This window comes from Alcaligenes sp. HNGD-HTN06 (assembly GCF_049932565.1).
In the GTDB taxonomy this organism is placed as follows: domain Bacteria; phylum Pseudomonadota; class Gammaproteobacteria; order Burkholderiales; family Burkholderiaceae_B; genus Alcaligenes; species Alcaligenes ammonioxydans.
This window is the reverse complement of record NZ_CP187782.1, coordinates 3,167,722-3,180,498: the sequence shown is the minus strand read 5'-3', so window position 1 is coordinate 3,180,498 and position 12,777 is coordinate 3,167,722. Positions and strand designations below refer to the sequence as shown.

The following is a 12,777-nucleotide window of genomic DNA, read 5'->3' as shown; positions in this document are numbered from 1 at the left end:
GATATGCCTATTTCCAACGTCCTGATTTTTCCGCGTTTTGCATTGGCAGCCATGGTGATGGCCCTGTCTGCGTGCGCTGTCGGCCCTGACTATCAGCGGCCGCAGGCGCCAGTCGGTGAGCATTTTCGGGAAGCAGTACGCGCGACGGCCTGGAAGCCGGCTGAGCCGGCAGATCTGAATGACCGTGGCCCTTGGTGGGAAAGTCTCAATGACGGGGTGCTGAATGCCTTGATGCAAAGTCTGAACGAGCAGAATTTCACCTTGCAGCAGGCTCAGGCACGGGTGCGTCAGGCCCAGGCCACGGTGTCAGGTACCCGGGCGACACAGTTTCCGCAGGTGGGCAGTTCGGTCGGTACGACACGACGTGGCAGCGGCTCGGGTGCTACCAGCCAAAGCAGCAGTGCGTATGACGCTAGCGTCACAGTGAATTGGGAAGTGGACTTGTGGGGGCGGATCAGCCGTCAGGTGGAAGCGGGCGATGCGAGCCTGCAGGCCAGTGCGGCGGACCTGGCGGCAACGCGGCTGAGTTTGCAATCCCAATTGGCGCAGACCTATTTGCAGTACCGCAGTGCGGAGTCCAGTGCGCGGGTGTTGGATGAAACCGTGGCGGCGTATGAGCGTTCCTTGCAAATCAATCAGAATCGCCTGGAGGCTGGTTTTTCGACACCCGCGGATGTAGCCGCTGCCTTGAGTCAGCTTGAAGGGGCACGGACCCAGCGTCTGGCCCTGGATCGCCAGAAGGCCAGCTATCAGCATGCGATGGCGGTTCTGGTCGGACGCCCGCCCTCGCAGTTTGACGTGGTGCCTAATGCGCCTTGGCCGGTGGCCCCGGATATTCCGGTGGGCCTGCCTTCCAGTTTGCTGGAGCGCCGTCCGGATGTCGCGCGCGCCGAGCGTCGCATGGCGCAGGCCAATGCGCAGATCGGGGTGGCCAAGGCCGCCTGGTTTCCCAGTTTGAACCTGAAAGCCAGTGGCGGTTTCAGTAGTAGTGATCTGAGTGAATGGCTGACCGCGCCAGCGCGTGTCTGGTCACTAGGACCGGCCTTTGCCTTGACGTTGCTGGATTTTGGCGCGCGACGCGCTCAGGTCGAGCAGGCGCAAGCCAGCTATGACGAGCAATTGGCGGGCTATCGCCAGACTGTTCTGGATGCGCTCAAAGAAGTGGAAGATGCCTTGTCCGAGCTTTATGGGCTGGAGCGGGAGCAGGCCAGTCAGGCACGGTCCCTGGCCGCTGCACGGGAGTCCCTGCGTTTGACGCGCAATCAGTTTGATGCTGGCCTGGTGGATTTTCTGAGTCTGGCACAAACTCAGGCAACGGCCTTGTCGGCAGAGCGGCAGGCGCTGGATCTGGAGTCCCAGCGCCTGCGGGCAGCGGTCAAGCTGATGGTGGCCCTTGGAGGGGGCTGGGACGCACAAACCGGGTTGACAGCTGAAGAAGTGGCAAAAGCGGGTATGAAGAAAGCAGTCGCCGCGCAGCCGGCTGCAAGCGCATCAGGTGCCGCCGCCCAGTGAGGACGTGCGGGGGGCCTGCCCGCTGACACGGGATCATTCTTCCAGCTTGCGGATGCCTTGGCGTGCTTGCGAAGTGGGGATTTATTCCTGGTCCATCCAGGCGTAGAGTCCCTCTACCCATTCTTCGCCGTCAGCCAAGCCCAAGGTGGCTTGAATCTGATCGGCACGCTTGTATAAATCATCAAAATCAATTTGTGGCGGGTCAACAAACGCCAGCGCGACCAGGTTGCCGTCGTGTGTTTCTGGTAACCAGACTACGGCGGCAAAGCTTTTTTGCAGCGCATGCAGATTGCGAGCATGAACCAGCTCAGAGCCCAGCAGGTTGACCGTCAACAAACCCTGCGGACCCAAGGCTCGCCGACAGGCTAGGTAAAAGTCCTGGCTTTCCAGGGCGGGATGTTCGGCCTGATCGGAGTACACATCCACCTGCAGCACATCCAGTTCGCCATGTAGGGCATCCAGGTAGTCCAGTGCGTCGACCGTATGCACGCTCAAACGCTCGTCATCGGGCGGCAGATGGAACAACAGGCGATTGGCTCGCACCACTTCCGGGTTGATTTCCACCGCGTCGATACGCGCTTGTGGAAAATGCTGGTAGCAAAAACGTGTCAGACTGCCTGCGCCTAGCCCGAGCTGGGCAATGCGTTGAGGGGCATGCTGAAACAGCGTCCAGATCATCATCTGTCGGATGTAGTGCAGCTCAAGCTGATCGGGGGCGGCCAGGCGCATGGCCCCCTGCACCCAGGCTGAACCCAGGTGCAGGTAACGGACACCTTCGTGCTCCGAAATGGTGACGTGGGGCGTCATGCCGGGTTGTTGTCCAGCATGTGACGCATGCCGGCAATACCGTGTGCGCCATGCGTGCGTGCGTCGGCCAGGGTATGCGCCGATTGTCCGCCTATGGCAAAGACGGGAAGGCCAGCCTGTTCTGCCAGACGGGCAAAGCGGGCCCAGCCCATGCCGGGTTCGTCGGGATGCGAAGCGGTGTCCAGCACATGACCCAGCACGAGGAAATCCGCCTGGATTTTGCGGGCGATTTCAATATCGCTTTCATTGTGCGTGGACATGCCGATCAGGCCCTTGCTGATCGCGGGAACGCTTGTCAGGGTATCGTGGCATTTGGCGGACAAGGCTTGGGCGTCGCTGGCGCGCAAGTGCACGCCATCGGCGTGATCCCACCAACTTTCTGGATGCAGGCTGTTGACCAGGCAGCGGGCCTGATACCGTTGGCACAGCGTGACGACCTGCAGGAACGCCTGATGAAGATGAAATTCGGCATCGGGGCGGGCAGCCCAGGCCGGTTCGCGAAACTGGACCAGGGCCGGTCCCTGTTGCAGGGCCTGCTCGAGCTGTTCCAGGTAGGCGGGCAGGCGGCCTGGTTCTTCAATGTGGGTAATCAGGTAGCGTTCGGGCAGCTGCAGCCACTTCATGGGTGGCTCCGTGGCCGGCAGCACAGGCCCTACCTCCAGCGGCCCCTGGGGGTTGACCCAGGCAAGCTCCTGTCCTTCCAGGCATTGGGGCTCGCCCTCCCATTCCCGCACCAGACAAAAAGAGAGTTTGACGAAATTTTTTGGGTATTCGTGGGTGTAGGTGACCCAAGGATGCGCAAGCGTGGTTTCAATTCCGAGCTCTTCGCGCAGTTCCCGTACCAGCGCTTCGAGAACGCTCTCGCCCGCCTCAATCTTGCCGCCCGGCAGTTCCCACCAGCCCGGCCACGGTTTATCGGCCGGGCGTTTTCCCAGCAACACCCGGCCGTCGGGGTTCAATAAAACGCCAACGGCCACTTCCAGCGTGGGTTTAGACATGTCTAGCGGTCCAATCTCTAGCAAATTGACGTGCTACCCGGCCCGAGCGCGAGCCGCGCTCCAGCGCCCATTGCAGGGCTTCCATGCGCGAGCTTTCGATGTGTTCTGCCGGGCAGCCCAATGCGCCCAGCCAGTAGTACACAATGTCCAGGTAGTCATCTTGTTTAAAGGGGTGAAACGACAACCATAGTCCAAAGCGCTCGGACAGGGATACCTTTTCTTCTACTGCCTCGCCGGGGTGGATCTCACCGTCTGCCGATGTGGAGACCCCCAGGTTCTCTTTCATGTACTCGGGCATCAGATGGCGTCGGTTGGAGGTGGCGTAGATCAGAACATTGTCGCCGGGCGAGGCCACGGAGCCGTCCAGAACGGATTTGAGCGCTTTGTAACCCGCTTCACCTTCTTCGAACGACAGGTCATCGCTGAAGATGATGAAGTGTTCGGGGCGGGAGCTGATCAGGTCGATAATGGTCCCCAGGTCCGCCAGATCGGATTTGTCCACTTCGATCAGACGCAGGCCCTGATCGGCAAACTTGGCCAGCATGGCTTTGACCAGCGAGCTTTTGCCGGTGCCGCGAGCCCCTGTCATCAATACATTATTGGCCGGTTTGCCGTCCAGAAAATGACGGGTGTTGCGCTCAATAATGCTCTTTTGACGTTCAATATGATGCAAATCGTCGGTGCGAATGGTGGCGACGTGCTGCACGCCCTCCAGCCAGCCACGCGAACCATTGTTGCGCCAGCGAAACGCCGTGCAGTCCCAGTCGATAGGGGGGGGAGCAGGCGGCAACCAGGCTTCCAGTTGAGCGAGAACCCGCTCGGCCCGGCTGATCAGGGTACTCAGGTCTTGCGAGCTCAAGACGGTCTCCGATTCAGGTTGAAACGCTTATTATCGCTAATTTGGCACCTTTTTCTGCGATCACTGTTGTGCTTGAGGCGTAACAATGGGCCCAAAGCGATTCAAAATCGTATAATCACCAAGTTACGATTGGCCGACAGCGGCCCCCTCCCTTACTCGTCCGGAATTCTGTTTTGAACCTGTCCACCCTGATTGAACCTATTGCCGACGACATGAAGGCTCTTGATGTCGTCATTCGTGAACGCTTGAATTCGGATGTGGTGCTAATACGCACAATTGGTGAATACATCGTTAGTGCAGGCGGCAAGCGCATGCGTCCTGCGCTGCTGTTGCTGGTAGCCCGCGCGCTGGCCTATCAGGGGAGCACACACCATTTATTGGCGGGCGTGGTGGAGTTTATCCACACGGCCACCCTGCTTCACGACGATGTGGTTGACGAGTCCGATATGCGTCGCGGTCGTCATACCGCCAATGCGGTGTATGGCAATGCAGCCAGCGTACTGGTAGGCGACTATCTGTACTCGCGCTCGTTCGAGATGATGGTGCAGTCCAATTCCATGCCTGCCATGGCCGTGCTCTCGGCAGCCACTACCGTGATCGCTGAAGGCGAGGTTTTGCAGCTGCTGAACGTACATGATCCCGACGTCTCGCTGGAGCGTTACCTGCAGGTGGTGCGTTACAAGACGGCCAAGCTCTTTGAGGCGGCTGCACAGGTAGGTGCGATTGTTGCGGGCGCCTCGCCCGACATGGAAGCGGCCATGGCCGCTTACGGTCGTCATTTGGGTACGGCCTTCCAACTGGTGGACGATGTGCTCGATTACACCGGCGACGCCCAGGCCCTGGGCAAGAACGTAGGCGACGATCTGCGTGAGGGCAAGCCGACCATGCCTCTGATCCGTGTCATGGAAGTCGGTACGGCCGAGCAGGTTCAACTCATCAAGTCGGCGATTGAAACCGGCGATGCCGATTTTGCCGCAGTGGCCCGCGCCATCGAACAGACTGATGCGCTCACTTACACCCGTGAAGCGGCCAAGGCCGAAGCACAACTGGCGGTTCAGGCGCTGGCGGATGTGCCCGAGAGCGAATTCAAACAGGTTTTGTTAAGTTTGTGCTCGTTTTCGGTAGAGCGCGACCGCTAAGCCCGCTTCTTTCTCCAACCCGCCTTGTGGCGGGTTTTTTTGTAATAGAGCGGTCTTATTCGTGGGAATTGGCGGCATTAGGCACCTGTTCGTGTTATTTTTCTCGGTTTTACTACGCTGTTGGTGGTCATGCCTTTGCCCCACAAGGACGAAGTAGCGACGATGGACATGCCTATTTGAACAAATTGGTTTGAAGCCTCTGTCAGACACATAGGTACAGGCCCCTTATCCCAAAGATGTAAGGAACTGATAGATGAACATTCAGCTCGATATAGCGCAAACGGTAGGTTTGGCGGCTGTTTTTCTCGTGCTGGGAGAATATATAAAGAATCGTGTTGCTGTGCTGGCCCGATATTTTATTCCCAGCCCCATTATTGGCGGTTTGATTTTTGCTTTGATCGCCTTGGTTGGCCACCAGACCGGTTCGTTTAGCTTTGCGTTCAACGACGATATACGCAACTTCTTGCTGATGGCCTTTTTTACCACCATCGGCTTTTCAGCCAGTTTCGAGCTGCTGAAAAAAGGGGGCGTGGCGGTCGGCTTGTTTTTGGGCTGTGCCGTTGCCTTGATTATTCTGCAGAACGTGATGGGCGTGAGCCTGGCTGCTTTGATGAACGCCAATCCTCTCCTGGGTCTGGCGGCCGGGTCCATCTCCATGACGGGCGGCCACGGTACTTCGGCTGCCTTTGGCCCCTTGCTGGAGCGTGCCGGCGCCGTAGGCGCCTTGCCTGCCGCCATTGCCGCTTCCACCTGGGGGCTGGTGATGGGCTGCGTCATTGGTGGTCCGTTGGGCAAGCGCTTGATGAAGAAATACAAGATCGACGGTCCCGCTCCACACCGTCGCCACCGTCGCCAGCACGAAGGTGCGGATGCCGCTCACCCTACAGAAACCACGGTTAAAGAAGTTGTTCAGACCGACGAGGGCGGTTTTGAGATGCCTGTTTATGCTGTGGTGCTGCTCTCCATCGCGATTGGTGTGGGCAGTGTCATTATCGAATGGCTGAGCGACCGCGGGATTGTGTTGCCCGCCTATCTGGGAGCCATGCTGGTGGCTGCCATCATCCGCAACGTGATTGACTGGCGTCGCTATCGTCTGCCTGAAAAAGAGTTTGAGATTATCGGCAATGTGTCCCTGGCCTTTTTCCTGGTCATGGCCTTGATGGTGATGAAATTGTGGGAACTGGCTGAGGTGGCCGGGCCGCTGCTGGTCATCCTGATTGCGCAAACGGTGTTGATGTTCTTCTTTGCCAGATATGTGACGTTCAAGGTCATGGGCAAGGATTATGACGCGGTAGTGATGTCGGCCGGGCATTGTGGTTTCGGCATGGGTGCCACGCCTAATGCCATGGCCAATATGCAGGCTTTCACCGAAGATAATGGCCCTTCGCGCAAGGCCTTTTTTGTGATTCCCCTGGTCGGCTCCTTGTTCATCGATTTTTTCAACGCCGTCATCATCACTGGCTTTGTGAACTTCCTGACTTAAGCAGACAAGACGACGGCCGCGCCTATTGGGCGCGGCCGTTTCATAGGGCAGGGTCGTGGGGCAAAATCGCGGCGCTGTCCTTGTACACCGTGCTTTCAGGCTTTGTGAAGCAGATCCCTCAAGGCCTCGGACAGATCAGGGTAGCGCCAGCTGAAACCTGCTTGCTGGGCCCGCAGCGGAATCAGATGTTGCCCGCCGAGCAGCAGAACGGACATCTCTCCCAAGGCCAGACGCAGCGCCCAGGCCGGGGCATGAAACAGTGCTGGCTTGCCCAGCTCCTGAGCCAGGACGCGGGTGAACTCTGCATTGCGCACCGGCTGAGGCGCACACGCGTTATAAGGGCCCTCACAGCTCTGGTTGTGCAATAGGTAGTCGATAAGCGCGACCTGGTCTTCAAGGTGTATCCACGGCATCCATTGTTGCCCATCGCCCAGTCTGGCACCCAGTCCCAGCCTGAACGAGGGGAGCAGCCGAGCCAACATCCCGGCGTTTTTGGCCAAGACGGGCGCGGTACGCAGCAAGACCACGCGTACCCCCCATTGGCGAGCTTGTTCGGCCTCTTGCTCCCAGGCCACGCAAAGCTGGCTGCCAAAGTCCTTGTTGCCCGGTGCGCTGGCCTCGGTCAGTTGCTGCTCTCCGCCATCGCCGTACCAGCCTACCGCTGAGCCCGAGATCAAGACGGGGGGCACCGACGCTTGTCGCCCCATCCAGTCCACCAGACGGCGTGTCAGATCGACCCGACTTTGCCATAGAAGCTGGCGCCGTGCCTCAGTCCAGCGTTGATTGGCAATTGGGGCTCCGGCCAGGTTGATGACCGCGTCAAATGGCGCGCTGCCATTGAGCTCGTCCAGCACGGCGATGCCCGTTGCGCCTGGGCACAGTTGGGGGACTTGCTGGGGCTTTCGGCTCCACACCCAGAGTTCGTGGCCGTGTTGTTGCCAGTGTCGGCAAAGGGCCTGTCCAATGAGGCCCGTGCCTCCTGTCAGAAGGATGCGCATGGAATTCTCCGTGTGTGAAGGTGAGCAAAGAACTTACCAAGGCAGTCCCTGACCATTGTAGGCCCAGAAACCACCACTGTCCTTTGGGCTGAGTGTGTCTAGCGTGGCCAGCAACGCGTGCGCCGCATCGGCAGGCGGGCGGCCGATTTGAGCGCCCCGAAAGGGAGCCGACAAGGCTGAGGTAACAGTGCCCGGGTGCAGCGCGGCCAGCACGGCTTGAGGATGGGTGCGTGCCAGCTCGATCGATGCGGTTTTGAGCAGCATGTTCAGCGCCGCCTTGGAGGCCCGGTAGCTGTACCAGCCGCCCAGGCGGTTATCGCCAATGCTGCCTACCTTTGCCGACAGCACAGCCAGGATGCCGCGCTCGTGCTTGGGCAGCAACGGTGCAAAATGGGCCAATACCAGGGCCGGGCCTATCGCGTTGGTGTTAAAGCTGGCCATCAGGTGATCGGCATTCAGATCGGCCAAGCGCTTTTCAGGGCCCCCGGTAGGACCACTGAGCATGCCGGTCGCAAGCACGATGAGATGCCAGGGGCCTTGTGTGCTCAAGGTTCGGGCCGCTGCGGCGATCGTCTGTGGCTGATCGAAGTCCAGGGCGGGTGTGCTGCGCCGGTGCAGGCTAACAAGCTCGCTGCAGCGAGGGTCGGCGGCCAACTGGGCGGCCATGGCACCGCCAATGGCGCCAGAGCCGCCCAGAATAAGAGCACGGTAAGCGGTGGGCAGGGATTGCATGTCAGGCCTCGGTCAATGTGGGGGGCTTACAGAGTGCCCAGGTTCTGGCGCAGCTGCTCTGCGTGGGTGCGCAGAGCAGCTTGTTGTTCGGGAGGCATTTTCTGCCATTGGCGATACATCAATGTCATCCGTCCCTTGTCACCCAGCTCTTGGGCATTGCGGGCAAGGAAGTCCCAGTACAAGGCATTGAAGGGGCAGGCGTGTGGCCCTGTCTTCTGCGTGGGCTTGTAGACACACCCCTGACAGTAGTCGCTCATGCGGTGTAAATAGGCGGCGCTGCTGATATAGGGCTTGGTGGCAATCAGGCCACCGTCGGCATGCTGACTCATGCCCAGGGTATTGGGCAGTTCCACCCATTCGAAAGCGTCAATGTAGATGCCCAGGTACCAGCGGTGGACAGCAGCCGGGTCGAGCCCAGCCAGCAGAGCAAAGTTGCCGATCACCATCAGGCGCTGGATATGGTGAGCATGAGCGCTTTGCAAGGACTGCTGAATGCACTGTTGCAGGCAGCGCATGCGGGTGTTCCCTGTCCAGAACCAGTGCGGCAGCGGCAAGTCGTGCCCGAATGCATTGAGGTTTTCGTAGCCCGGCATGTGGGCCCAGTAGATGCCGCGCACGTATTCGCGCCAACCCAGTATTTGACGTGTAAAGCCTTCCACGGCAGCCAAAGGAGCCTGACCTTCCCGCCAGGCCCGTTCGGCCCGTTCCAGCACCTCAAGCGGGTGGAGCATTTTGACGTTCAGGGAAAACGAGAGCAGGGAGTGAAACAGCCGTGGTGCCTGGCTGGACATGGCATCTTCGTAGTCGCCAAAATGCGGCAGTGCATGGGTGATGAAGGCTTCCAGACAGCTCAGCGCTTCCTGGCGATTCAGTGGCCAGCGAAAGGCGTTGGCCTGGGGGTCGCCGAAGCTGGGCACATCACAACGCTGCAGCTTTTCCCAAAGCACACGGTGGTCGTGGCAGGGCCGCCAGTCAGTGGGTTCAGCCGGTGTGCCACGCCAGGGTTTGCGGTTCTCATGGTCAAAGTTCCACTTGCCACCGACCGGCTGTTCATGATTATCCAGCAGTAACCGGTATCGGCGGCGCATACGGCGATAGAAATGCTCCATCAGCCATTGACGACGACCGCGCATCTGAGTGGCCAGTTCATTACGACTGGTCAGAAAGTGTTCACTATCCACCGCTGAGCAAGTCAGGGCCTGCGTGTCTGCCCACTGTTGCAATTGAGTATCCAGTCGCCATTCGTCAGCGTGTTGCCATTGCACCTGGCGCACACCGTAATGCGCCGCGAGTGCCGTCAGATTGTCGGGGATGGAGTGACGGTTGCTGGGGTCTTCAAATGTCACATAACGCACCCGATGGCCAGCGGCTCGCAACTGCTGCGCAAAGTCGCGCATTGCAGCGAAAATGGCCAGAATTTTCTGTGCATGATGCAAGACGTAATCGGTTTCCTGACGCACCTCCATCAGTACATAAACCACCTGCCTGTCCACCTGCTGGAACCAACTGTGCTGTGGGTTGAGCTGGTCGCCCAGTATCAGGCGCAGAGTGTGGGCGCGGTAGTGCGCGTGGCGTGCTGTCTCCATGTGCGGCTGCGTTTACATTCCAGTGACACGACGTACCGCCGAAAAGTACCAGCTATCGGGCAGGCATCGCATGAGCTTTACCCAGCGGGTAAAACGACGGGGGAAGTTCATTTCAAACTGCCCCTGTTTCCAGCCGTGCAAGATATGACGGGCGGCTTCTTCAGGGGTGATGAGCGCGGGCATTTTGAAGCTGTTTTGGGCGGTCAGCGGGGTGTCTACAAAGCCGGGGTTGATAATGGAAATGCCCAGTCCCAACGGGTGCAGATCCAAATAGAGGTTCTCCGCCAGATTATTCAGTGCGGCTTTGGTGGGCCCATAGGCCAGGGACATTGGCAGCCCGCGGTAGCCCGCCACGCTACCCACCAGGGCCAGGTGGCCGCGTCCGGCCTCAAGCAGCATCGGGATGACCGCATCGAGCAGATGCAGCGCACCCACATAATTGACTGCCAGATGTTTCTGCATCTCCAGAAGATTGAACTCGGTCGCCCGTTGTGGCAGGTACCTGCCTGCGCAATACAGCACCAGATCGGGAGCAATATCGACGCAGGCTTGAACTTTCAGCTTGGCCGCAGCCAGCGTTTCAGGTTCGGTGACATCCAGCGGGACGACGACAAACCCGTTTCGGCCTTTGGCCAGCTCGTGCAGTGCATCGGCGTCTCTGGCCGAGACAATGACCTGCGCGCCTTGCGCATGAAGCGCCTCCGCGGTGGCTCTGCCTATGCCTGATGAGGCACCGACAATCCAGGCGTATTTTCCTTGCCAGTGACTGAGCGGCGGATTGAGTTTTGCGTGTAGCAGTGTCATCACACTTACTCCTTCATGAAGGACAGTGTCACATCCCCCAGATGAATGCCGAATTTGCTCATGGCGGCGCGGTTGAGCATGGTGCGGCCATCCATCAAGTACATCCAGTCATCCATGTTCACGTTCCAGACCTTGCCGTCCACCGGCAGTGCCAGCACGTAATTCCAATGAAAGGCGTTGCCCGCGGTCTGGCCCTGGGCCTGGCCGACCACATCGTCAGCGCGTCCGCTGTAGCGGCCATCACCCAGATGCTTCAAATGCCAGATCCGTTGCTGAGTGGTGCCATCGCTGTAGACAAAATGCTCGTCGAGCACGCCTTCATCGCCCTTCCAGGTGCCCGTCATGCGCACGGTAAAGCGCTTGACCACTTTGCCGGAACGGTCTGTGAACAGGCCGTGGGCCGTCAGGGGGCCGTTGAAATATTGACGCAGGTCCAGTTCGGGGCGTTCCTGGGCATAGTCCTGCACCGTGGGTCCCACGCATCCGGCCAGGGTGCCCATAAGTGTCAGTCCCAGGGCGACGCGCCGCCAGGGCAGGGTTGAGACAAGGCTGTTTGTCAGTTTCATATCAGTCTCCAGGATGAGTGCAGATGCTCGGCGCGCCACAGGCCAGCCCACGCCAATAGTTTGAACAGGCAGGGAAGGCCGCCATAAGCCCAGGCCAACGCCTGCAGGCCAGCCGGGTCGCTTGTGCCGCTCTGGTAACCCAGGGCGGAAAGAAGGGGCAGGCACAGACCGGCTGCCAGGGCCAGGTTGAGCTTGGCAGCACAAGTCCACCAGCCCAGATATCGTCCTTCGCCCGAGCCGCCCTGACCGGATTCATGGATGACACCGGTTAGCAGGGCGCCCGGCAGGGCCAGATCCGCGCCCAGAGCCAGCCCACTTGCCAGGCAGATAACGAGGAAGGCGCCACCGTCGCCGGCATCAAGCCAGGGTGTCAGGGAAAAGGCGACAACGCTTGTCAGCATGCCGGCCCGCCAACTGGGTGCCAGTCCCCAGCGCGAGACAGCCCGTACCCATAAAGGTAGCCCTGCCGCGGCGGCGCCGAAATAGCACAGAAGAAAGAGCGGCTGCATCTCCGGGGCCTGCAGGCGGTCCGCCACGAAAAAGGGCAACAAGGTAGCGGGTATGGCGGCGGCTACGCCGTTGAGCATGAAGACGAATAACAGCCTGCGGAAACTGGCATCAGCCCAGGGCGAGGCGGTTGATGCAGGACTGCTGTGCCCCCGCGCATAACCCATGGGTTGAGCGATAGCGGGCGGCAGGCGATGCAGCCCGAACAGGCCTATGGCCAAGGCTAGAAAAAGCACGACACTGGTCGCATCAAAGCCTAACCAGGTGGGCAATATGCTGGCCAGCAAGACACCCAGAAGCGTGGCGCCTTCACGCCACGCGGTGACACGCGCACGCCAATTGGGATCACCACCCCAGCGGGTCCCCCAGGCCTGATGCAAGATGCTGACGGCGCTATAGGCCAAGGTGCATACCAGCAGGCTGAGCGCCAGCCAGATCAGCACCTCTTGGGGGCCACCCTCGGGAGGATGCCACAGTGCGGCAAAACCCAAGCCCATGATCAGGCTGCCCAACAAAGCGGCCAGCCAGGCCTGGCCCAGGCCTCGATGCAAAAGACGATCGGCCAGCCTTCCCAGTGCAGGGTCGAGCACCGCGTCAACGGCTCGGGTAGCCAGCAGCACGGCGCCCAGGCCCGCCAGCGGCACCCCGGCCACCGCCGCGTAGTAATGCGGCAGGTTCACATATAAGGGGAGCGACACGAATGCCAGCGGCAGGCCAAGACTTCCATAGGAGAGTCCCGTACGCCAATGCAGCGGCTTTAAGGGGCGGGAGCCTGGGGGGCGCATG

General features: G+C 59.9%; 12 protein-coding genes. 3 read left to right on the top strand and 9 right to left on the bottom strand.

The features are described from left to right. Positions 1 to 3: 3 nt before the first annotated feature. The gene (locus tag ACOZ42_RS14560) at positions 4 to 1,512 is read left to right on the top strand and encodes an efflux transporter outer membrane subunit (protein ID WP_426345300.1); all 1,509 of its coding nucleotides are present in this window, start codon (positions 4 to 6) and stop codon (positions 1,510 to 1,512) included. Positions 1,513 to 1,593: 81 nt separating this feature from the next. Here ACOZ42_RS14560 and ACOZ42_RS14555 read toward each other — a convergent pair whose 3' ends face one another. From ACOZ42_RS14555 to ACOZ42_RS14545, 3 genes are read right to left on the bottom strand one after another with little or no spacing between them, the layout of a single operon-like run. Beyond that, the gene (locus tag ACOZ42_RS14555; RefSeq protein ID WP_003802022.1) at positions 1,594 to 2,319 is read right to left on the bottom strand and encodes a hypothetical protein; all 726 of its coding nucleotides are present in this window, start codon (positions 2,317 to 2,319) and stop codon (positions 1,594 to 1,596) included. Continuing rightward, positions 2,316 to 3,317, bottom strand: a complete 1,002-nt coding sequence (locus ACOZ42_RS14550) for a Nudix family hydrolase (protein WP_059318229.1) — start codon at positions 3,315 to 3,317, stop codon at positions 2,316 to 2,318. Before ACOZ42_RS14550 ends, ACOZ42_RS14555 begins: the two co-directional genes overlap by 4 nt. Continuing rightward, positions 3,310 to 4,176 (bottom strand): ATP-binding protein, encoded by an 867-nt coding sequence (locus ACOZ42_RS14545; protein ID WP_003802018.1) that lies wholly within the window; start codon positions 4,174 to 4,176, stop codon positions 3,310 to 3,312. The genes ACOZ42_RS14550 and ACOZ42_RS14545 overlap by 8 nt, the downstream gene beginning before the upstream one ends. Positions 4,177 to 4,349: 173 nt before the next feature. Here ACOZ42_RS14545 and ispB point away from each other — a divergent pair, with 173 nt between their 5' ends. Both ispB and gltS read left to right on the top strand, forming a co-directional pair. Beyond that, the gene (gene ispB, locus ACOZ42_RS14540; protein WP_426345299.1) at positions 4,350 to 5,315 is read left to right on the top strand and encodes an octaprenyl diphosphate synthase; all 966 of its coding nucleotides are present in this window, start codon (positions 4,350 to 4,352) and stop codon (positions 5,313 to 5,315) included. A 253-nt stretch (positions 5,316 to 5,568) separates the two neighbouring features. Further along, the gene (gene gltS, locus ACOZ42_RS14535) at positions 5,569 to 6,798 is read left to right on the top strand and encodes a sodium/glutamate symporter (RefSeq protein WP_301606005.1); all 1,230 of its coding nucleotides are present in this window, start codon (positions 5,569 to 5,571) and stop codon (positions 6,796 to 6,798) included. Between the two features lie 95 nt (positions 6,799 to 6,893). Here the strand turns inward: gltS and ACOZ42_RS14530 are convergent, their stop codons facing one another. Genes ACOZ42_RS14530 through ACOZ42_RS14505 form a run of 6 tightly spaced genes read right to left on the bottom strand, consistent with a single transcriptional unit; the run spans position 6,894 to position 12,776 of the window. Further along, on the bottom strand, positions 6,894 to 7,796 hold the full coding sequence (locus tag ACOZ42_RS14530; RefSeq protein WP_059318230.1) for a TIGR01777 family oxidoreductase: 903 nt from the start codon (positions 7,794 to 7,796) through the stop codon (positions 6,894 to 6,896). A 33-nt stretch (positions 7,797 to 7,829) separates the two neighbouring features. Then, entirely contained in the window at positions 7,830 to 8,528 is a 699-nt protein-coding gene (locus ACOZ42_RS14525) for an SDR family NAD(P)-dependent oxidoreductase (protein ID WP_219235144.1), read from the bottom strand. 26 nt (positions 8,529 to 8,554) lie between these two features. Further along, positions 8,555 to 10,114 (bottom strand): cryptochrome/photolyase family protein, encoded by a 1,560-nt coding sequence (locus ACOZ42_RS14520; protein ID WP_426345298.1) that lies wholly within the window; start codon positions 10,112 to 10,114, stop codon positions 8,555 to 8,557. A gap of 12 nt (positions 10,115 to 10,126) precedes the next feature. Continuing rightward, the gene (locus ACOZ42_RS14515) at positions 10,127 to 10,918 is read right to left on the bottom strand and encodes an SDR family NAD(P)-dependent oxidoreductase (RefSeq protein ID WP_131070930.1); all 792 of its coding nucleotides are present in this window, start codon (positions 10,916 to 10,918) and stop codon (positions 10,127 to 10,129) included. A gap of 5 nt (positions 10,919 to 10,923) precedes the next feature. Further along, positions 10,924 to 11,484 carry a DUF3833 domain-containing protein gene (locus tag ACOZ42_RS14510; protein WP_219235139.1) on the bottom strand — a complete coding sequence of 187 codons (561 nt, stop codon included), beginning with the start codon at positions 11,482 to 11,484 and terminating at the stop codon, positions 10,924 to 10,926. Further along, positions 11,481 to 12,776, bottom strand: a complete 1,296-nt coding sequence (locus ACOZ42_RS14505; RefSeq protein ID WP_003801990.1) for an MFS transporter — start codon at positions 12,774 to 12,776, stop codon at positions 11,481 to 11,483. Before ACOZ42_RS14505 ends, ACOZ42_RS14510 begins: the two co-directional genes overlap by 4 nt. Position 12,777: the final 1 nt, after the last annotated feature.